Raw genomic sequence first — 21370 nt, forward strand, 5'->3', positions numbered from 1 at the left:
GCTCATATTTACTGTGCGATTGCTTATTGTATAAAATACAGTACTCATATTTAAAAATGTAAGTGGCTATTTTTACAATGTTAGTATAATTTTAGATTAGACAACTTTCAAAAAGTTGTCTAATCTTTTATAATAATCACTATTATCCCTCCTCTAAAAGACATTTTCCATGAATAACATCAGCAAAAAAACTCCTTTACTCTTTTTATTATTGGCTTGTTTGCTAACCAATTACCCAAACATCGCTCAACAAAAATCAACGATTATTCAAGACAATATTTTCCAGAAACCTACACAGCAATATGGGATTCGTTGCTGGTGGTGGTGGCTGAATGGCAATGTTACAAAGGAAGCAATTACTCGTGATTTAGAGGAAATGAAAGCCAAAGGTTTTAGTGGAGCTTGTATTTTTGATGCAGGAGGCTATAATCAAAGAGGAAACGGTGATGTACCAGAAGGCCCGATGTTTGGCTCGAAAGCTTGGCGAGAACTTTATTTGCACGCCATCAAAGAAGCCAATCGTTTAGGATTAGTGATGTCGCTGAGTATTCAAAGTGGTTGGAATTTGGGTGGGCCAGATATTACTCCAGCCGAAGCAGCCAAACAAGTAGTTTCAGCTGAAACAAAAGTGCAAGGCGGTAAAATGCTTGATATTACTTTGCCTTTGCCCAAAATCAAAGATGATTTTTACAGAGAAATTGTAGTCTTGGCAATTCCAGATAAAGGCATTAAAGACCGTAAACCTATCAAAGATTTTGAAAATAAAGCCGCTACTCGTGAAGTAGGCTGGTCTGTACCCGAAACCAGACCTTTGTTAGTGGATATTCCTGCCACTGCTGGCGAAGAAGATGCACAGAAAAAAGAAGTCATCAATGTATCGCAATGGGTAAAAAATGGCAAACTTCACTGGCAAGCCCCCAAAGGCAATTGGCTTATTTTACGCATGGGCTACACCGTAACGGGTGCGGAGGTTTCGACCTCAAGTGGCAAATGGCAAGGTATGGTGATTGACTATACCAGTGAAAAACATTTTAACCGCTATTGGAATACCAACGTTGAGCCTTTGCTAAAAATGATTGGCCCAATGGCTGGCAAAACTTTACGCTATTTGCAAACCGATAGTTTTGAGGCTGGTGGCATGAACTGGTCGGATGGCTTTGAAAATGAATTCAAAAAAAGAAGAGGCTACGACCCTATCCCCTACTTGCCCGTATTGGCTGGAAAAATCATCGAAGACCGAACAGCAAGTAATAATTTCTTGAACGATTTAAGAAAGACTTTGAGCGATTGTATTTCCGATAATCATTATAAAGTATTCGCATCAAGAGCAAAAAAGTATGGTATGGGCATTCAGCCAGAGTCGGCTGGGCCACACGCTGGGCCTTTTGACGGACTGAAAAACTATGGACATTCTGAAATTATGATGAGCGAATTTTGGTCGCCTTCACCGCATCGCTCAAAAGACATTGACCGCTTTTTTGTAAAGCAAGCAGCCAGTGCTGCAAAGATTTTTAATAAAAAATTGGTCGGGGCAGAATCTTTCACAACCATTGGCCCACACTGGAACGACGTAATTTGGGCAGATATGAAACCCAGTGCCGACCATGAATTTTGTGCTGGACTAAACTTGGTTTACCTACATACTTTTACTTGTTCGCCCAAAGAAATGGGCTTACCAGGACAAGAGTATTTTGCTGGTACGCACTTTAATCCGAATGTTACTTGGTGGAATTATTCTACGGCATTTATTCAATACCTCAGTCGTTGCCAATACATGATGCAAGAAGGTAGAGCCGTAGCAGATGTATTGTATTATTATGGCGACCACGCTCCAAACTTGGCACGCTACAAAGCCGACGACCCCGCAGGTGCTTTGCCAGAATATGATTATGACGTGATTAATGAAGATAGATTATTGGCATTATCGGTAAAAAATGGTAAAATCTATTTACCACATGGCGACTCTTATCGAGTGTTGGTATTGCCCAACCATAAAATTTTATCTTTAGCCACTCTGAAAAAAGTACAACAATTACTCTTAGAAGGAGCAACAATAATCGGCACAAAACCATTGAGTACCGCCAGTTTGGTGGCATCGCCAAATGCTGAATCAGAAAGACTGAGCATTACTAAGCAAATTTGGGGAAATGATGAAAGCACAACAGGCGAAAAACAATATGGAAAAGGCAAAATCATTTGGGGAAAAACAGCCAGAGAAGTATTGAAAAACAGTAATATTTTGCCCGATTGTGAATGGCTAAACAAAGAAAAAGCACAAAACTTTGACTTTATCCACAGAAAAGCGGGTGAAATGGATTTTTACTTTATCAGTAGTCAGAATAAAGAAAATGCCCAAGTAACAGCTAAATTTTCAATCGGTGACAGAGTACCAGAATTATGGGATGCCGTAACAGGCAATATTACACCTTTGAAAAATTATACTTTAGCCAATGGGCAAATTAGTATTCCATTAGCATTTAATCCTTACGGTTCGGTCTTTGTTGTTTTCAGAAAAAAGCTGTCGCAAGCAACAAAAACAGAAAATACAGATTTTGTAAAATATCAAGAAAAGCAAAACTTAAATACTACTTGGCAAGTATATTTTGACCCAAAATGGGGCGGAACAAACTGGACAACTTTTGATAAATTGTATGACTGGACAGAACGCCCAGAAGAAGGAATCAAGTATTATTCTGGCACAGCCATTTACAAAACGCAGTTTGATGTTTCAAATCTTCAAAACAATGAATTTTTAGATTTGGGCGAAGTAAAAGATGTAGGCATTGCCAAAGTAAAATTGAATGGCAAAGATTTAGGCATTTTATGGTGTCCGCCTTTTAGAGTTTCCGTAAAAGGTTTATTGAAAGAAAAAGGCAATGAATTGGAGATAGAAATAGTAAACACTTGGCGAAACCGACTCATCGGCGACCGTGAAAAACCTGCAAACGAACGTTTTACCAAAACCAATATCACCATTAAACCCGATTGGAAACTACAACCTTCTGGGCTTTTGGGGCCTGTAAGGTTGTTGAAGGGGGAGTAAAATATAAAATAGAATCCCCAAAAATCTATGTATTGCAGTAGCGGCAACCCTTGCGGTTGCCGCTACACGAGTTTAATTATTTCATTTTTAATTGTTTACATTATATTTATTTAAAAATCCCATTTTTAAAAATCTTCACCGCATCCTCCGTCTCCTTAAAATTCATGGAAGCGAAGCCTATTCTGCACGCATTTTCGCTTGGATATGCCGCACCGTCTGAGAGGTACAAACCGTTTTTGGCTAATTTGGGAGCGAGTTCTATCAATGAAATACTTTTATCAAATTTTGCCCAAATCGCCATGCCACCGTCTGGTACTTTAAAATCAATCACATCGCCCAATTCGTTTTTTAATAAATCACAAGTAAAGTCTCGTCGTTCTCTATAAATCTTTAACACTTTGGCGGCGTGTCGTTTCAGCGTGCCATTTTCTAACATATCAGCCAAAGACAATTCTAAAATAGTATCGCCTTGTCGGTCGATGATGCGTCTTAACTTGGCTAATTCTTCAATAATTTCCTGCTTCGCTACCACGTAGCCCACTCGAAAAGTTGGGGCAATTTTCTTCGTAAAAGAACCAATATACACCACCAAACCGTGACGGTCAGCACTCGCCAAAGGCAAAACTGGTCGATTAGCATAATGAAAATCATAATCGTAATCGTCTTCAAGAATATAAAAACGATACTTTTCTGCCAAAGCCAAGAGTTTAATTCTTCGTTCGGGCGTAAGCGTTACCGTAGTTGGATGATAATGATGAGAAGTAACATAAATCGCCTTGACGGGCTTTTTCCGACAAATATCTTCAATAGCATCTACCACAATTCCCTCTTCATCAATCGGAATCGTGTTCAATTTTGCCCCCAAAGTAGCGAAAGTCATGTTGGTAGCAGGGTAATTCAAATCTCCAACAATTACTTCATCGCCTTTTTCAAAAAGAGCCAAACCCACCAAATAAATCGCCATTTGACTACCACGAGTTGTAATAATTTGTTCAGGCGAAGTATTCATGCCACGGGTTTCGTTCAGAACTTTCGCAAAGGTTTCTCGGAAACGCAAAGCCCCAAAAACAGAAGTATAATACAGCACCGACGGCTCGCCAAATTTAATATACTGCGAATACAAACGAGCCAGTTCGTCTCTCGGAGCTAAACGCACATCGGGCAAACCATCATTAAAAGCCAACCTTTGCGTAATAATCGGAGGAATTTTCACCAAAGTATTTTTGGCAAAATTCATCGAAAAATCATCTTTACTTTTTGCTTCAAAATCTTGTTTTGAGAGCTGAACAGGCTTTACATTCGGAAGATGTTGAGCGATAAAAGTGCCTTTTTTCGGAAAAATCTCAATCCAACCTTGTGAATACAATTCATCATAAGCCGCCACAACAGTTTTTCGATGAAGCGATAAAAGCTCCGCCATTTGCCGAGAACTGAGGAGTTTTGTTCCAGTTTTCAACATTCCAGACTGAATATTTTTAATGATTTCATTGGCAATTTGTACGTAAATCGGCAAAGAAGATTCCTTCTTGAGGTCGATTAAAGTTTTAAAAGGTATTTCCATCTGGACTACTTATAAGTAAAATTGTGGAGCATTAAACTAATCCAGCAAAGTTAGAAATTTGTAGAAAGATTTGAAGATAAACCCTTTAAAATTATGGCAACACTCCCAATTACGGAAAGAACAAAAATTAGTCGCACAGCAAAGCGTGGCGACTATTCTGAAGAAACTATTTACAGTATTTTAGATGAAGGACTTTTTTGTCATGTTTCATACATTGAAAGAGAAACTCCGATGTGTATTCCTACGGGTTACGGACGCATTGGCAATAAATTATATATTCATGGCTCGGTGGGCAGTCATTTTATGCGAGCCATTGCCGACGGTAGAACGGTTTGTTTGAGTGTTTCTTTGATTGATGGATTGGTTTTGGCAAGGTCGGCATTTAGTCATTCAGTCAATTATCGTTCGGTGGTGATGTTTGCCAAAGGAACAGTTGTGACGGACGAAACAGAGCGTTGGGATTCATTGATTGCCATTACCGAACAATTTATTCCCGGTCGTTGGGACAATGTACGTCTGCCAACTAAAAGTGAAATGCAGAAAACCATGATTATTTCATTTCCTTTGGAAGAAGCCTCCGCCAAAACCAGAAGTGGCGACCCAAAAGATGAAGAAGAAGATTATGATTTTCCAGTGTGGGCAGGCGTTTTACCGCTGAAATTGCAAGCACAAACCCCGATAACCGACCCAAAAATGCAATTTGATTTACCTGTTCCAGAATATGTTAGTAAATTAGTTGTGAATGAGTGAATTGTGATTGAGTGAGTTGTGAATGAGTGATTAAAAAAATCGAAAATCGCTAAATCACAATTCACTCATTCACAACTCACTAATTCACAATTGACTAAATCACAATTAAAAAAACATGCAAATCCTACCTCCATTACCCGAAGAAAATTTTGGACATTTTAGCAATTATATCAACAAAGTAAATACCGTAGAATTGCTAAAAGGCTTGGACGATAACCAAGAAGTATTAACCCAAAAAATGCTTGCTTTGGATGAAGCAACATTGAATTTTAAGTATCAACCCGATAAGTGGACGATTAAAGAAGTAATCGGTCATGTCATTGATACTGAGAGGATTTTTGCCTATCGAGCATTACGTTTTGCCCGAAAAGATAAAACCGCTTTGGCTGGCTACGACGAAGTTTTGTACGGCGATACTTCTAATGCTGGACAAAGAGATATTCAAGATTTGTTAGAAGAATTTGTAGCAGTACGCAAAGCGAGCATTACTTTATTCAAAAGTTTCAATGAAGAAATGCTCAACGAAAAAGGCATTGCCAGCAATTTTACTATTTCTGCACGTGGATTAGGCTATGCTATTTTAGGGCATTGTACACATCATTTACAGATAATTGATGAGCGGTATTTGAAAAAAATATAAGCGATGAGTATTTGAGGATAAAGTAATTAATTCAACCTAATAATATATCATCGCTTATTTTGCAATAAAAAAAATGCAATATATATTTGCAATAAAAAAAATGCAAATATGAAATTAAGCATAGGTAAAACAGCAACTGGCGATGATTTCTTTCTACGAAATGATATTGTAGCCGAAATCTATGAGGCTCTTGATGAAGGCAATAGTATATTACTCTCAGCCCCAAGAAGAGTTGGAAATACATCTATTATTCACTACATCAAGGATAACCCCAGTACAACTGAAGAGTATTACTGTGTTTATGTCGATACAGAAGATGTTTCAGACAGCCAAACTTTCTTTAAAGTATTACTCAAAGCTATCTTTGATGTAGAAAATAAAAGTCGTTATCAAAAAAGTCTTGAAAAAGCAGGAAAAAAAATCAAGGGATTTCTAAGTAGTATTGATAATATTGATATTAGCGGATTCATTTCGGTAGATTTCAACGAAAAAACTAATGAAAGTATTGACTATTTTGAACAATTTAAAGATTTCTTAGAAAAAGTAGATTTAGATAGTCGTAAAATATTATTGATGGTTGACGAGTTTCCTGTAACGATTGAACATATCAAAGATGAACAAGGGGAACAAGCTGCAAAGAACTTCTTAAAACAAAACCGTGCTATAAGACAAAATGATAAGTATAATCAAAAAATTAAGTTTATCTACACTGGCTCAATAGGTTTACTTTCAGTTGTTAAAAAACTGGATGCAACTGCTGACATTAATGATATCTTATCCTATAAACTCCGCCCGCTTTCTTTAACTGAAGCCATCGAATTGGCACAGAAACTTCTTTCTACTTACCGAATTCAAGCCAAAAGAGAGGTTTTAGAATATTTACTTCTCCAAAAAATTGAATGGCTTATTCCTTTTCATATTCAATTGTCTATTAAAGAAATTCGAGATTTATATCGCTTAGAAGCCAAAGAAGTAAATGAAGCATTTATTGACCAAGCCTTTAAAGAGCTTATTTTGAATGGGGATATTTATTTAGACCATTATAGAGGACGCTTGAGTAAAGTGTTCAACCGTAATGAACTTACATTGGTACATGAAATTCTAAAGCAACTAACCAAAGCCCAGTCTGCCGAAGAAGCAGAATTATATGACTTAGCAGTCAAACATAACCTTGAAAATTCATTCAAAAACATTTTGAACATTCTTGAGTATGATGGCTATCTTGTAGAAGTTGAAGTCCAAAAATGGCGGTTTTATTCTCCAATTCTTAAACAATGGTGGTCGAAAAATGTCTGATAGAAAACATACTTACTTATTTAATCCTCCGCAAAAAGACCCCAGAGTACTGAAAGCAGAATTTGTGGTTAGGACAGCTATTTTCGAGGAAATATTTTCTGATATTCAATCCGATAGCATGCAAAAACCTCCTCAGCATTATATGCTTTTGGGACAAAGAGGAATGGGGAAAACTACCATGCTTTTGAGGTTAAAGTATGCTATTGAAGATGATGCAAGCCTCAATAAATGGCTTTTGCCAATAATTTTTAATGAGGAACAGTATGCAATGCCTGATTTGGCTTCATTCTTTGAACATATCGCTACGCTTCTTGCCGAAGACCATCCTGCTTACGAAAAATTGTTGGACGCTATGCGAGTACATGAGTATGAACAGGATTATGAGCAAAAAGCTTATGAGATTCTTGCGGCATGGTTAAAAGAAAATCAGCAAAAAATCATAGTTTTCCATGATAATTTTGGACAGTTTTTGGAGAAAATAGGCAAGATTTCAACCCATCGGTTACGGAATATTTTGATGAACTCATCAGAAATCCGTTTGGTAGGAGCTTCTGCTACTTTGCTCGAACATACTTCAAATTATAATAAGCCTTTCTTTGATTTCTTTTATCAAATCAGACTAAGGGGGCTTAATGCTGATGAAACGATTTTGCTTTTTGAAAGATTGGCTGAAAACGAAGGGAAAACAGCCATATTTGCTGAAATACTGAAAACCGAACGCCCACGCATAGATGTAATGCGAAAACTGTCAGGTGGAGTTATTCGCACGATGGTGATGCTTTTTGATGTTTTTATGGACAACGAAAAGCAGGATAGTTTTAAAGATTTAGAAGCGATTTTAGATAGAGTAACCCCACTCTATAAACATCGCATGGACGATTTAAAACCGCAACAACAACTCATTGTTGATGCCGTGGCAAAAGCTTGGGATGCTGTAACCGTAAGTGAAATTGCAGAGATTGCTCGTGCAGGCAGACAGGGCTTAAAGACCAATCAAATATCTGCTCAATTAAAGCAATTGGTTGATAATCAAATTATTGAAATAGAGCCAAGAACCACAGGACGTACAAATTTATACCGATTGCAAGAACGCTTTTTTAATATTTGGTATTTGATGCGTTACTCTACTCGCCAAGATAAACAAAGAGTAATTTGGTTAGTAAAGTTTTTGGAAGGCTGGTGCGATATAAAAGACTTAAAAGAGCTTTTTGACAGATTTGATAACAACCTGGAAAAAGGAACTTATGAATTAAATACTGTTTTTGATAGGGCTTTGGCTTATTCGATGGTTAATGAAAAAGATACCGACTTGATTGATGAAAAAGATAAATTACTAAGAAATGCTATCAAGCATCTTGAGAAAAATCAGTTTGAAGAAAAGCTAATTTCATTGCTCAAAGAAGCTCTTATATTAAATAGTTCAATTAGATTGCAAAAAGCAATTTCTCAATTTAAACCGATCTTGAGTAAAGCTTATAGTGTTGCAGAACCTATATTAAAGAAATCTAAATATGGTTCATTTTGTAGTATCGAAATAGAAGCTATTAAAAAAATTGTACAAGAGAATACTTACGATTTAGAAGTGTTTCCATTTATATACTCGATATGGTCATTTCTCTACTTAGAATTAGATAATTTAGATGAGTCTATAAAAATCTCTAAAAATGTATTTTTATACTTAAATCAAAGTAAAAAGTATAGTGATATTAATAAGACATCCTTCCAAAATTATTTATTAATTCTGTGTTCAAAAAAACAATATCATTCCGTCCTTTCTTTTTTTGAAGAAATACCAGAATTAAAAGACCACTTAAAACCCATTTACTTTTTAACAATGGAATATTTAAAAGATGAATATCCAAATGAGTATCTTAAAGCAGGGGAAGAGTACAGAGAAACAATTGAGGAGTTAAAGGCAAGAGTAAAATGGTTTGAGGAACATTTGAATTAAAAATAAACATAATCTACAAAGCCAAATATGTCCCAAATTGGGACATATTTGACTTTAATACTACACCTGATAAATACTCTTCTTAAAATTCACCCAACCCAATGCCCCAAAAAGCAGGATAAAAATCACTAAGGATAAGTATGATTGCAAGCCTCCGCTTTCGTGTGGATTCTTGAAAGTTTCTACTTTAAACTTCTCCCAATTTTCACTGTTTACGGGTACTTCACCAAATATTTTTGGATAAAAATATAATCGCATTTTTTCATGAAACTTCCCTGTTTCTTCCAAAAATTGTAGATGATTACTTAGCCCCGATTGTGCTATTTCATTGAGCTGAATTTGCGTATGAATCGTAGGAATAAACTGGGCAATGCTATTGCTGACTCTATTGCGTTGATTTAGTTTTTCTTTGAAAGCAGTCGCTTGAGTAGCCGCTTCGTCATCACCAATTTGTTGCATGGCATAGTACCATAGCCAACTAAATTCTTTGTCGGGCAAAGGAAATTGCTTGAACTGCGGATAATGTGTATAAAATCTGCTCATGGTTTCGGCTTTATCGGTATCCCATTTTTCATGATAACCTTTGCGTTGTTTGAGTGTGGTGGACAAGGCTTCGGGAACTGGATATTTATTTACCAAATAATTGTTGAGGCTGGCTGGCAAAATAATGATCAGTACAATCCAGATTGACAATAAAATAACCGCATTGGCATTAGAACTTTTTTGCAAAGAAGCTACCCAAAAGCATATCCCAAACCAGCATAAAATATACAAAAGGGAAATCCCGATGAAAGAGAAAAAGATACTTTCTAAAGGTATTTTTAAGAAAAAAACAGATAACAGTAGAATGAAAAATAATACTAAAATGACACCGAAAAACCTGATAAAAAAGAGTCGTAATACATATAAAAACAGATTTTTGCTCTGAATTGCCACAATTCGCCAAGTGCCAGATTCTTTTTCTTCTGAAATAATATTATAGGTAAATGCGATGATTATCAATGGAAACAAAAAGATAAGTACAAAGCTAAAGTCGATATTTCCGAGCAAAAGATTGGTCGGATTATTCAAATCAGCATCGTACTTTTGGGCTTCTAAGCCTCTGATGGTTAGGCTTTGAATGGAAGAGTTAACATCTCGCTGACCAATCGACAAACCATTAATAGGTAATGTTTCGTTGACGAAAGCAAACTTCAAATAATACAATAATAGCCCTATTTCATCTTGATGATGATGGACATTTCGGGCAATATACTCTTTTTGGTAAGCGGCTGTTTCTGTAATATTCTGTTCTTGTTTTTCAATAAATTGTTTGCCTACAAAAAGACTGACGATTCCTGCGATAAGTAAAAAACTGAGTCCTATTTTTACACTATTCGACCGTATAAAATTCTTGAATGCTAAGACTATCATATTAAATTGCTTTTAAGGTTTTAGACAGTATTCTGATAAAAAATAATAATAGCCCTATCCAAAAAATAAAGGCAAAAATGGAAATGATTTCATGGCTAAAAACCGTACTTACTTCTGCTTCTTTATAGACAAATTCGTGCATTTCTTCCCAATGTTTTTTGTCGATAGCATGAGGTTTTTCACCTACTGCTGGCTTTTTATTACTGATGAATTTTATTTGTAACTCATTCATTTTCTGAGCCATTTCGTAGCGATATTGCTCTGCTTGCTCCTGAAAATTGATGTAAGAAGCAAAATCAGTACTTGCCAACGCCATCGACAAGTTTTTAATCGCCATAAACGGATTTAAAAATGCCATACCTTTAGAAAAACTATTCTGTTTATCATAGATTTTTAGTAGCTCGTCTAAATGATGATTATAAATATTAGCACTGATTTTTTCGCCTTCTGCCATCACAAAACCGCTATAATTAAAGGGCAATTTTTGTACTGAATCTACTTTATAAACCCTCAGAAGTGAATCCTTCAAGCTTTTATAATGTGGGTCGTTGGGGTTGTGGCTATCGCCTTCTTTGAGTATGTCATTTTCAATATCGGCATTAAATTGTGCTTTTGAAGGCGTAGAATAAAGGTAAGCCCCCAACGCCTGCGAACCTCTTGGAAGTACAATCGTAAGCATCAACCAAAGCCCAATCAATGAAGTAAGAGCCGTTTTTGAACTTTTACTGATGGCAGAAATCAGCACTGCGATAACACAAAAAATAACTAAATAGACAAAATAAACGAGTATAATCAAGAGTAAACGAATACTTTCGTCTATTGAAATATTCATATTTTGAAGTAAAGCCCAAAGGAGAATCGTTGCCACGATAATTGGAATAAAGAGTGTCATTACTACGCTAATAATTCCAAGACTTTTACCGACAATTAACTCTTTCCAGCTTACTCCTTGGCTCAATAGTATTTTAAGCGTTCCATTTTCTCGTTCGTTGGCAATACTGCTAAAACCCAAGAAGAAAATCAGCAATGGTAAAAGTACTTGTAGCACCATTGCAATACTGATTTCACCAAAACGCAACATTCCAGTTGAAAAACCAGCTTCCGAGAAGTTGACGGTATTTTGTTTATGAGCTTCCAGAAAAATCGTATTGCCCAAAAAGCTTTCCATGCCAAAATCAAATACACTTAATGGAGCTTTTGGACGAAATGCAAAATGACCAAAATGTGCCATTCGGTGTGGATGCTTGTCGGGATTACTCAGCCAATCTTTTCGAGCTTGTTCTTGGTATTTTACTCGTATTTCATTTTGTTTCTGAAAATTTATCCAACCCGAAAAAGCCGCATAAATCAACAGTAAACCGATAAAAATCGTCAACAGAAATACTGCTTTATTTCTAAAGGCAGTATTTCTAAAATGCTTGGCGATAAGAATTTCTGTATGTGAAAACATATTATTAAAATTTGTACGTCAATGTAAGAGTCATATTTCTTGGTGCAGCAGGGAACAAACGCAAATAGTTCTGAGCTCCCAGCCAATAAGTAGTATCAAAAACATTCCCTGCATTCAAGGCTACTTGTACGTTGCTGTTGTTTGGCGTATAATAAAGTGCCGCATCAAAAGCCGTAAAAGCGGGTACTTCAAAGGCACGACTAAACCAAGGAATTCTACTGCCTTGGTGCTGAACACCCAAACCTACACCAAGGTCTTTGATGACAGAAGTAGTTTGAAAATTATAGCGAGTCCAGATATTGAAGCTATTTCTGGGCGTATTTTGCTTTCTTGCACCAATCAACGATTTGTCGTTGTCTTCAACAATCACGGCATCAATATAACTGTACGAGGCATTGATTTGCCAATTGGGCAAAATATAGCCTGCAATATCCCACTCAATTCCACGGCTTCTTTCAGCACCACGAGTAACCAAAAGGTCGGGATTTGTTGGGTCGTTGGCATTCATCAAAATATTTTTCTGATTGATTTCGTAGAATGCCACGTTCAATCTTACTCGATTATGAAACAAGTCAGCTTTAAGTCCTAATTCTTTTAAATCACTTCTAAGTGGGTCAAATTGACTCCCCGCAGGCAATGAACCCGTTTGTGGCATCAGCGTTACGGTATTCGATTGTGGTTGAAAACCTTCCAAATAAGTGCCATAAACATTGATAGATGTATTGATACTGTACGTTAAACCGACTCTTGGTAACAATGCCGTTTTTTCTACCGTTAATGGATTATTGGCTTTGTAGTTGGTGATGTCTTTGAACCATTCATTTCTTAAACTCAACAACAACGTGAATTTATTCCACTGTAATTGCTCTTGAATATAAATAGCATTGGTAGTGGTAAGTGCTGAAGGCAAAGCCGTGCGAACATTTAAAGTATAATCTTCTACGTTACGAATGGTATAAGTTGGATTTGCCAAGTCGAAGTGATTGACGTTAGGTTTGGGCAATACTTTTCCACCAACTGTAATTGTCTGATAATTGGCAGCATTGGCTAATACAAACGAACTTGCCACAGAACCATCTTTCAACAAATAACCACGAGCTGCATTTTGTCCGCCACCTTTCAGTTTTTGCCAACTGTTCAAATCGTAACCTATCAATAATTTATGACTGGCTTTTCCTGTTTTAAAATCAAAATTGAAGTAACTATTTAGGTTGTCAATATTCCAATATTGCTGACGCTGAATAAATTGCATTGCTGCCAAACTTGTTACAGGCTGGTTTGTAATATCTACCGCAAAAGCGTTGGTGGTGCGATGTTCTTGTAAGTTTTCTGTCCAAGATTGTTTCATGTAAGAAGTATTGAAACCAATATTTTGGTTAAACTTATGAGCAATATTTCCCATAATGATTACTTCTTTAGATTTGAAAAAATCATTGGAAGCACCCAAATTCAAGCTTGTTGGTGTACTGTTTAAGTCTGTTTTTCCAGCCGTTGCTCCAAAAATTGGCTGACCTCTGTCCAGATTTCCCGTCATGTTACTAAAAATCAATTCGGCATTAATGGCAGTTTTGTTATTAGGAATATAACTGAATGAAGGCGAAACCAATACCGATTTATTCCCAACCAAATCTCGGAAAGAACGGGCTTCCTGATACGCTGCATTCACACGGTACAACAAAGTTTTAGCATCGTTTAAAGGGCCGGTAAAATCCAACGTTCCTCTGAAAGTACTAAAACTCCCGACGCTCATACTTACTTCTTTTCTATCAATCGCCAAAGGTTTTTTCGTCACTAAATTAATACTTCCCCCTGGGTCAACCGATGAAAAAGTGGCACTTGCTGGGCCTTTAATTACTTCTACTCTTTCAATATTGGTCGTCAGTGGTTGTAAGAAATAATATTGGCGAGTACGCATTCCGTTGATAATTTGCCCTTCTTCATTCTGACTAATTCCTCTAATCGAATATTGATTATAATAACTTGAAGGAATAACACCACTGGCAATTTTTACGGCATCTGCCAAGTAAAAGGCTTGTCGGTCGGCAATAAGTTCTTTGGTAACTGTTGAAATAGATTGTGGAATGTCTTTATTCAGTGCAGAAATTCTGGTAGCCGAAAAAGAGTACTCGCTGTTATAATCTTTGGCTACTCTTCCCAATACTTCTACGGTTTGTAGTTCTTTATTTTCTGGCGTTAGAGCAATGTTCAAAAAAGCTCCGCTGGTTTTTATTTGATAGGTTTTGTAGCCGACCGAAGAAATTTTGAGAATTCCTTTGCCCGAAATCTCAAAATTTCCCTCCGCATCGCTGACAGTACCTTGTTGTTTTGTATTCAAAAATTGAATACTTGCCCCAATGATTTTTTCGCCGGTAGAAGCATCGCTTACTTTGCCTTTGATGTTTTGTGCTTGAAGGTAAATAGAGGTTAATACAGATAAAATGGTAAAAAAGTACTTCATAATATTTTTGTGTGTTAGTTTTTATACCGTTTGTAAATACAATTGTTCTAATTCGTTAGCCGAAATATCTTTGGCATCAATCACCGAAACCAAGTTGCCTTGTTTCATAATACCGATGCGATGAGCCACTTCTTTGGCACGAAAAATATCGTGAGTTGCCATCAGAATTGCCGTTCCGTTGGCTGAGAGTTCTTTCAAGATTTCCGAAAATTCGTTGGAAGCTTTTGGGTCTAAACCAGAAGTAGGTTCATCCAACAGCAAAGCTTTTGCATTTTTGGCGATGGCTATGGCAATGCCTACTTTTTGTCGCATTCCTTTTGAATAACCCCCAAGTGCCTGATGATGAGCCGTTTCTTGAAGTCCAGCTTTGCTTAAAAAAGCACTTAATTCATGGGTTGAATAAGTAAAACCTGCCAAAGCACTAAAAAAAGCAAGGTTTTCGATACCTGTAAGATTGGGATAGAGCATCACCGTTTCAGGAATGTAAGCCAAGTGTTTTTTGGTTTCGAGGGCATTTTCTACTACCGAAATACCATTGATAGCTACTGTACCCTCGCTGGGTTCAATAAAACCCAAAAACAAATTGATGGTAGTAGTTTTGCCAGCTCCGTTCTGTCCCAACAAGGCAAAAATTTCACCTGATTGTATATGTAAGTCCAAGTGATTGAGGGCAATATGATTTTCGTATTTTTTAGTAAGGTTTTTAGCTGTAAGCATGTGGATATATTTTACTTATTTGCAATATTGTTGCAAATATAGTGTTATTTTATTTAATTGCATCATCGTTGCAATTAAAAAGACTTAATAAATCCATTAATCATGCGAAAAAAATTGATTTTCATGCTAATTTTTTGTTTGATGCAAAAGCTTGTGGCTCAAGAGTTTGAGGCAAGAAATATCACTTGGAATGACCTCAAAGATGTGCGTTTCAAGAAGCGACTCAATATTGAAATGGGAATGTTCTTTTTGTACCCTACTTTCGGGCCAAAAGTTACCGCATTGAATGGACAGGAGATTGTAATAAAGGGCTACACCATTCCGATTGATATGGAAGGGACTTTCGTGGTATCACAAAACCCTATGGCAATGTGTTTTTTCTGTGGAAAAGCTGGACCAGAATCAATGATGCAACTAAAATTTAATAGAAAACAACATTTTAAAACAGATGAGATTCACAGTTTTAAAGGAAAACTGAGACTCAATCCTGATAATGTAAACGAACTAAATTATATTTTAGAAGAAGCTACTCTTATCAACTGAATGGTTGTGTACAGCTTTTTTATTGACGTATCTATCTAATAATACTCTTTTTATAGCTAAATCACTCACTTATGATAGCTCTTAAAAATATAAAGTATTGTTATTTTTAGATATTGTTGGTTATTTCGTGTAAATATTTCTTTAAAACATGACTAACCGCATTAAAAGTACACAATCGTTGCAAGAGCAAATTCTCTGGAATCGTTTCAGAGAAGGCGATGAAGTGGCTTTTACTCAGTTATCCAAACAGTTTTACAAAACTTTAGTGCATTATGGCGGAAAGTTTACTTCAAATAGCCAAATCATTGAAGATGCCATTCAAGATTTACTTATTAAACTTTGGCTTCGCCGTGCTTCACTTACTGAAGTAGAATCTGTGAAATTTTATTTATTGAGGGCTTTCAGAAACCAACTTTTTAAAACTTTACAGACTTTCAAAGCTGTGCCTTTGGAAGAAGATTTCGACGACATCCACTTTGAAGATTCTTCTGAAAGTTCGTTTATCGCAGAGGAATCTTCCAAAAATATCCTTCATAAAATTTCTTCGTCTTTACAACAATTGCCCGAAAGGCAACGTGAAATCCTTTATTTACGATTTTACCAAGACCTCCGTGTAGAAGAAATCGCACAGTTACTTCAAATCAAACCGCAGTCTGTTAGTAATACTATTCAGCGTGCTTTGGCTACCATTCGTGAAAATTGGGAGTTTTTCCTAATTATTTTTAGCTGGATTCTTAGCTAATCTTCTTCCTGCCGTCTCTCCGAAAGACTTCATTTTCTGCAATTTATTACTTACTCAAAATGGCAAAAATAAAACTTGCATAATTTTATTAAAAAATTGTCTTTTTTGTGAGTATCTCAGCAATACTTCATGGATGTTAGCAGTAGAACGTCTATTTAATCATTTATGATAAACAATAAAGAGTTTCAAGAGCTATTAGAAAATTCAAGTTTTAGGGCTTGGGTTTTTGATAAAAATTCACAAGATGGTACTTATTGGACATCTTGGATAGCTGAAGACATATCCCGAAAAGAGTTGGCTGAAAAGGCAAAAGCTTTTTTGCTATCGCTACAAGGGGAATCGGTTGATTTGGAAGAACATTACATTGATATTCAAATTCAAAAGGCATTAACAGAGGCTAAAAAACGAGAAAACCTTGATAATGATGAAAGCGAAAACAGCGAAATCGTACCGCTTTGGAAACGCTATTGGGCAGTAGCCGCTTCGATTATCGTTTTGATAGGTGCTTCTTGGTTTGTACTCAATAACAAAAATGAAAGCCTGCAAGAATTTGCTTTGTATCAACAACAAATTTCAGAGGCAAAAGCCACTAACGAACTTGTTGAAGTAATTAATGAAGGACAAAAAAGCAAATTGGTACAATTGCCCGACGGAAGTTCGATTGTTTTACAAAAAAACAGTCGCTTGAGTTATCAAAAAGCATTTGATGCTGAAAAAAGAGAGGTCTATTTGGTAGGCGAAGCTTTTTTTGAAGTAGCCAAAAATCCAGAACGTCCGTTTTTTGTATATGCCAACGAACTGGTGACCAAAGTATTGGGAACGAGTTTTACCATTAAAGCTTTCGGAAAAGACCAAGACATTAGAGTAATTGTAAAAACAGGTAGAGTATCAGTATTTACCCAAACTGATAAAAATGCTACACAATTGAGAAATAATCGTGAATTAACAGGCATGGTGCTGACCGCCAACCAGCAAGCCATTTATCAACGCCAAGAAATCAGATTAGTAAAGGCGATTATTGATAATCCTGTGATTTTGACACTCCCTATTGAAAATCAAAAATTTGAATTCAACGCCACACCTATTTCAGAAGTATTCAGCATTCTTGAGAAATCTTACGGTGTTGATATTGTGTATGATGAAGAAGTGATGTCTAAATGTAGCATTACGGCAAAACTTGGCGATGAGCCACTCTTTGAAAAATTAAAGTGGATTTGTTCGATTACCGAAGCCAGTTATGAGGTTTCGGATGGACAAATCATTATTACTGGAAAACCTTGTAATTAATGAATAATAATTAATCCCAAAAATGAAAAAAGGTGAATGATGTTCCCGCATCATTCACCTGTACAATCCCCTTCTGCTTTGCTTCGACACAAACATCCAGAAATGGATGAGGGGGATTTCTTTGCCAATTCTTTCCAACTAACAAATTACCCAAAAGTATGAAAAAAAAGTTGCCCTCGTATCAAATTTTACGAAAAATCATGAAAATCAGTTTACTGCAAATCGTTTTATCCGTTTTGTGCATGAGCTTTTCTTTTGCTCATGACACAAAAGCACAAGATTTGTTAAACAAAAAAGTAACTATTCATTTGAAAAAGAATGAAGTAGAAGATGTTTTACAAAAAATTGAGAAACTCGTAGGTATCAATTTTATGTACAGCCCCGAATTGATTGAATCCAAAAGAAAGGTTTCAATTGATGCCGATGCAAAACCGCTGTCGGAGGTATTATCTAATTTTTTATCTCCACTGAATATCCATTATGAAGTATCCGGACAACAAATTCTCTTAAAAAGAAAAAACGAAACCCCATCCGAAAACAACGTAAGTATCGCTCCAAAAGTAGAAATCGTAGAGCAGGTAGTTACGGGAACAGTAACCGACGATAAAGGCGAAGGACTGGTGGGGGTAAGTATTCAAATAAAAGGTACAACTCGTGGTACAACTACCGACCCGAATGGAAAATTCCGACTGACAATCCCGAACGAAGACGTTGTATTAGTTTTTACTTCGGTGGGCTATCTGAAAGCTGAAGTATTGGTTGGCAAACAAACTTCACTGAATGTAGTACTAAAAGCAGATGTTGGGAATCTGGACGAAGTAGTGGTTGTGGGTTATGGTACGCAAAAGAAAAGTGCTATTTCGGGTGCTGTTTCGGATGTTAGTACAAAAGCAATTGCAAGCAACCCTTCACCAAACTTGAGTAATACTTTAGTTGGGCAAGCTACTGGTATTATTGCTACGCAACGTTCGGGTGAACCTGGTAAAGATGCGTCGAACATCTTAATCAGAGGAATTGGAACTACTGGAGATGCCTCTCCTATTTTTGTGATTGATGGTATCGTTCGTTCATCAAGCGATTTTGCTCAGTTGAACTCAAGCGAAATTCAATCATTTTCGGTATTAAAAGATGCTGCCAGTGCCGCCGTGTTTGGGATTCGTGCGGGTAATGGCGTTATTTTAGTAACCACCAAAAGAGGTGCAGAAGGAAAAATGCAAATAGATTTTTCTGCCAATTATGGTGTACAAGAGCGTACTCGTAACCCTCAGTTTTTGAACTCTTACGAATATGCAACTTTGTATAACGAAGCCTTAGCCAACGATGGCAAAGCAGCCCTTTATTCAGCAGATGATTTAGAAAAGTACCGCACGCATTCAAGCCCAGATACACACCCAGATTCTGACTGGTTTTCGGTCTTGAAAAAATCAGCCATGATGCGTAACTATTCGATTTCAGCCACTGGTGGTACAGACAAAATCCGCTACGCTACTTCATTGGGTTATTTAAAACAGGACGGTATCATTCCTTCAAATGATTTTAACAGATATAATTTCCGCTCAAATATCGACGCAAACGTTACCAGCACAACCAAATTATCTTTCGACCTTTCGGGTAGAGATGAAAAAACAAACAACGTAGCTTCTGAAGAAGTCTTTAGATGGATGTCGGGTATTCCACCCAATAGAACGCCTATTACTTGGTCAAATGGTACTTATTCAAACGGGCCTTCTTATTTAACACTTCCAGAAAACGGTTACAGAAAAAGAAATATTCAGGCTTTCCGTGGACGTATGGAATTGGAGCAACAATTGCCTTTTGTGCCGGGCTTGTCTATCAAAGCGATTGCTTCTTATGATAAAACATTCACGGATAATAAAAACTGGACTTTCACGAAAATACCATTTTACAACAGACTCAGCAATGGCACTTTTGTAGAAGCCGACAAAGGCCCTACTTCGTTAGTACAAAATCATTACGACGACCAAGCGGTTACTTTAGAAACACACTTAAACTACAAAACCACTATTGGTAAAAGTAGTTTATCAGGTTTGCTTTTATATACACAAACCAAACAACTCTGGAATTACATAAGTCTATCACGTGAAGGCTATACTTTGGCTATTGACGAAATCAACTTTGGAGCGGCAGCCAACCGTAACAACAGTGGATATTCTGGCAGTAGCGGTCGTCAGGGGGTTGTAGGACGTTTGAACTGGTCGTATGCCGACAAGTATGTTTTTGAAACCAGTTTCAGAGCTGATGGTTCAGAGCAATTTGCCGATGGCAAGCGTTGGGGCTTTTTCCCATCAGTTTCGGCAGGTTATGTGATTTCACAAGAAAATTTCTTGAAAAACTCGTCAGTAGTTGATTTCTTGAAACTACGTGCTTCTTATGGTATTTTGGGTAATGACCGTTTGGGCGGTGAGCGATTCTTGTACCTACAATCGTATTATGTGAGTGGTTCGGCTGTGTTTGGCAATGCCAACGTACAACCTGCCATTGTAGAAGGAAGATTATCGAACCCAAATGTTACTTGGGAAACGGTTAAGAAACTTAATATTGGTGTAGATGCTACCCTTTGGCAAGGAAAATTAACAGCAACGGTAGATTATTTCTTCGATAAAAGAAGTGATATTTTGGCTTCAAGAAACCTTTCTGTACCAAGTCTCTTGGGGGTAGCTTTACCAGTAGAAAACTTAGCCAAAGTAAACAACAGAGGGGTAGAATTTACTTTAGGGCATAAAAACAGAATCACAAAAGATTTACGCTATTCGGTAGGTGCAAACCTTACTTATGCCAAAAACGTGATTGTATTTATCGACGAAGCGGCTTCTGTTAATCCAAATATCAGAAGAACAGGTTTATCACTCAATACGCAGTACGGTTACAGAGCCCTTGGGCTTTTCCAAACACAAGCAGAAGTGGACGGAGCAGCGAAGCAAATTGGCAAAACAGCTCCGGGCGATATTCGCTACGAAGATATTAACAAAGACGGTGTAATTAACGACCTCGATAGAGTAGCTATCGGTAAATCAAATACGCCAGAAATTATCTTCGGCTTTAACGGAAGTGTGCAATACAAAAATTTTGATTTTTCTTTCTTGTTCCAAGGAGCAACCAACGTAAATCAGTATTATAGTGGCGAGGGGGCATGGCCATTCTTTGTAGGTTCGGGAGCTTTGAAAGCCAATTTAGATCGCTGGACTCCATCGAACCCGAACGCAAGCGAGCCTCGTGTATTGATTGACCCTACCAACATGAATCATGCGGGGTCTTCGTTCTGGATGAGAGATGCTTCTTATATCCGTCTTAAAAATGTAGAGTTAGCCTACAATGTGCCTTTAGAAACGCTAAAATTACGTTTCATCAAAGGGCTGCGTATTTACATCAACGCAAACAACGTAGTAACGTGGTCGAAAATTAAAAACTACGACCCAGAAAACGGCAGTGATAGAGGATGGGATTATCCCCAATTTAGAATTTGGAATGCTGGTGTAAACTTTAAATTTTAACAATCAT

At 37.0% G+C, this 21370-nt stretch carries 14 protein-coding genes; 9 read left to right on the forward strand and 5 right to left on the reverse strand.

The genetic code is table 11. The features are described 5' to 3' along the window. The first annotated feature begins 169 nt into the window (after positions 1–169). A complete protein-coding gene (locus tag VB248_RS15435) occupies positions 170–3043 on the forward strand; it encodes a glycosyl hydrolase (RefSeq protein WP_323297698.1) in 2874 nt (957 codons plus the stop codon). A gap of 106 nt (positions 3044–3149) precedes the next feature. Here the strand turns inward: VB248_RS15435 and pdxR are convergent, their stop codons facing one another. After that, on the reverse strand, positions 3150–4604 hold the full coding sequence (pdxR, locus tag VB248_RS15440; RefSeq protein WP_323297699.1) for a MocR-like pyridoxine biosynthesis transcription factor PdxR: 1455 nt from the start codon (positions 4602–4604) through the stop codon (positions 3150–3152). Between the two features lie 93 nt (positions 4605–4697). On the opposite strand from pdxR, the gene VB248_RS15445 reads away from it, so the two are divergent. From VB248_RS15445 to VB248_RS15460, 4 genes are all read left to right on the forward strand, one after another. Further along, positions 4698–5354, forward strand: coding sequence for a pyridoxamine 5'-phosphate oxidase family protein (locus VB248_RS15445; RefSeq protein WP_323297700.1), 657 nt, complete (start codon positions 4698–4700; stop codon positions 5352–5354). Between the two features lie 115 nt (positions 5355–5469). Further along, a complete protein-coding gene (locus tag VB248_RS15450; protein ID WP_323297701.1) occupies positions 5470–5994 on the forward strand; it encodes a DinB family protein in 525 nt (174 codons plus the stop codon). Between the two features lie 108 nt (positions 5995–6102). Then, positions 6103–7290, forward strand: coding sequence for a hypothetical protein (locus VB248_RS15455; protein WP_323297702.1), 1188 nt, complete (start codon positions 6103–6105; stop codon positions 7288–7290). Next, positions 7283–9241: an ATP-binding protein gene (locus VB248_RS15460; protein WP_323297703.1), complete on the forward strand. Its 1959-nt coding sequence runs from the start codon at positions 7283–7285 to the stop codon at positions 9239–9241. Before VB248_RS15455 ends, VB248_RS15460 begins: the two co-directional genes overlap by 8 nt. Before the next feature lie 60 nt (positions 9242–9301). On the opposite strand, the gene VB248_RS15465 is transcribed toward VB248_RS15460, so the two are convergent. The 4 genes from VB248_RS15465 to VB248_RS15480 are packed head-to-tail and all read right to left on the reverse strand — an operon-like array spanning position 9302 to position 15279. Beyond that, the gene (locus VB248_RS15465) at positions 9302–10654 is read right to left on the reverse strand and encodes a DUF3526 domain-containing protein (RefSeq protein WP_323297704.1); all 1353 of its coding nucleotides are present in this window, start codon (positions 10652–10654) and stop codon (positions 9302–9304) included. Position 10655: 1 nt separating this feature from the next. Beyond that, entirely contained in the window at positions 10656–12104 is a 1449-nt protein-coding gene (locus VB248_RS15470; protein ID WP_323297705.1) for an ABC transporter permease, read from the reverse strand. 4 nt (positions 12105–12108) lie between these two features. Then, positions 12109–14562: a TonB-dependent receptor gene (locus VB248_RS15475; RefSeq protein ID WP_323297706.1), complete on the reverse strand. Its 2454-nt coding sequence runs from the start codon at positions 14560–14562 to the stop codon at positions 12109–12111. Positions 14563–14583: 21 nt separating this feature from the next. Next, positions 14584–15279, reverse strand: coding sequence for an ABC transporter ATP-binding protein (locus VB248_RS15480; protein ID WP_323297707.1), 696 nt, complete (start codon positions 15277–15279; stop codon positions 14584–14586). A gap of 123 nt (positions 15280–15402) precedes the next feature. Here VB248_RS15480 and VB248_RS15485 point away from each other — a divergent pair, with 123 nt between their 5' ends. The 4 genes from VB248_RS15485 (at position 15403) to VB248_RS15500 (ending at position 21363) form a co-directional block, all read left to right on the forward strand. Continuing rightward, the gene (locus VB248_RS15485) at positions 15403–15822 is read left to right on the forward strand and encodes a DUF3299 domain-containing protein (protein WP_323297708.1); all 420 of its coding nucleotides are present in this window, start codon (positions 15403–15405) and stop codon (positions 15820–15822) included. A 148-nt stretch (positions 15823–15970) separates the two neighbouring features. Then, complete coding sequence (locus VB248_RS15490) at positions 15971–16564, forward strand: RNA polymerase sigma factor (protein ID WP_323297709.1); 594 nt, start codon at positions 15971–15973, stop codon at positions 16562–16564. 165 nt (positions 16565–16729) lie between these two features. Further along, positions 16730–17851: a FecR family protein gene (locus VB248_RS15495; RefSeq protein WP_323297710.1), complete on the forward strand. Its 1122-nt coding sequence runs from the start codon at positions 16730–16732 to the stop codon at positions 17849–17851. A 200-nt stretch (positions 17852–18051) separates the two neighbouring features. Continuing rightward, positions 18052–21363, forward strand: a complete 3312-nt coding sequence (locus VB248_RS15500; RefSeq protein WP_323297711.1) for a TonB-dependent receptor — start codon at positions 18052–18054, stop codon at positions 21361–21363. Positions 21364–21370 lie beyond the last annotated feature (7 nt).

The organism is Arcicella rigui, from assembly GCF_034929435.1.
GTDB classification, from domain to species: Bacteria; Bacteroidota; Bacteroidia; order Cytophagales; family Spirosomataceae; genus Arcicella; species Arcicella rigui.

Bases quoted from the DNA above. Each gene is read 5' to 3' on its own strand.
- VB248_RS15460 (WP_323297703.1), top strand. From the start codon at position 7,283: ATGTCTGATAGAAAACATACTTACTTATTTAATCCTCCGCAAAAAGAC.
- VB248_RS15465 (WP_323297704.1), bottom strand. From the start codon at position 10,654: ATGATAGTCTTAGCATTCAAGAATTTTATACGGTCGAATAGTGTAAAA.
- VB248_RS15485 (WP_323297708.1), top strand. From the start codon at position 15,403: ATGCTAATTTTTTGTTTGATGCAAAAGCTTGTGGCTCAAGAGTTTGAG.
- VB248_RS15445 (WP_323297700.1), top strand. From the start codon at position 4,698: ATGGCAACACTCCCAATTACGGAAAGAACAAAAATTAGTCGCACAGCA.
- VB248_RS15480 (WP_323297707.1), bottom strand. From the start codon at position 15,279: ATGCTTACAGCTAAAAACCTTACTAAAAAATACGAAAATCATATTGCC.
- VB248_RS15450 (WP_323297701.1), top strand. From the start codon at position 5,470: ATGCAAATCCTACCTCCATTACCCGAAGAAAATTTTGGACATTTTAGC.
- pdxR (WP_323297699.1), bottom strand. From the start codon at position 4,604: ATGGAAATACCTTTTAAAACTTTAATCGACCTCAAGAAGGAATCTTCT.
- VB248_RS15490 (WP_323297709.1), top strand. From the start codon at position 15,971: ATGACTAACCGCATTAAAAGTACACAATCGTTGCAAGAGCAAATTCTC.
- VB248_RS15495 (WP_323297710.1), top strand. From the start codon at position 16,730: ATGATAAACAATAAAGAGTTTCAAGAGCTATTAGAAAATTCAAGTTTT.
- VB248_RS15475 (WP_323297706.1), bottom strand. From the start codon at position 14,562: ATGAAGTACTTTTTTACCATTTTATCTGTATTAACCTCTATTTACCTT.
- VB248_RS15435 (WP_323297698.1), top strand. From the start codon at position 170: ATGAATAACATCAGCAAAAAAACTCCTTTACTCTTTTTATTATTGGCT.
- VB248_RS15470 (WP_323297705.1), bottom strand. From the start codon at position 12,104: ATGTTTTCACATACAGAAATTCTTATCGCCAAGCATTTTAGAAATACT.
- VB248_RS15455 (WP_323297702.1), top strand. From the start codon at position 6,103: ATGAAATTAAGCATAGGTAAAACAGCAACTGGCGATGATTTCTTTCTA.
- VB248_RS15500 (WP_323297711.1), top strand. From the start codon at position 18,052: ATGAAAATCAGTTTACTGCAAATCGTTTTATCCGTTTTGTGCATGAGC.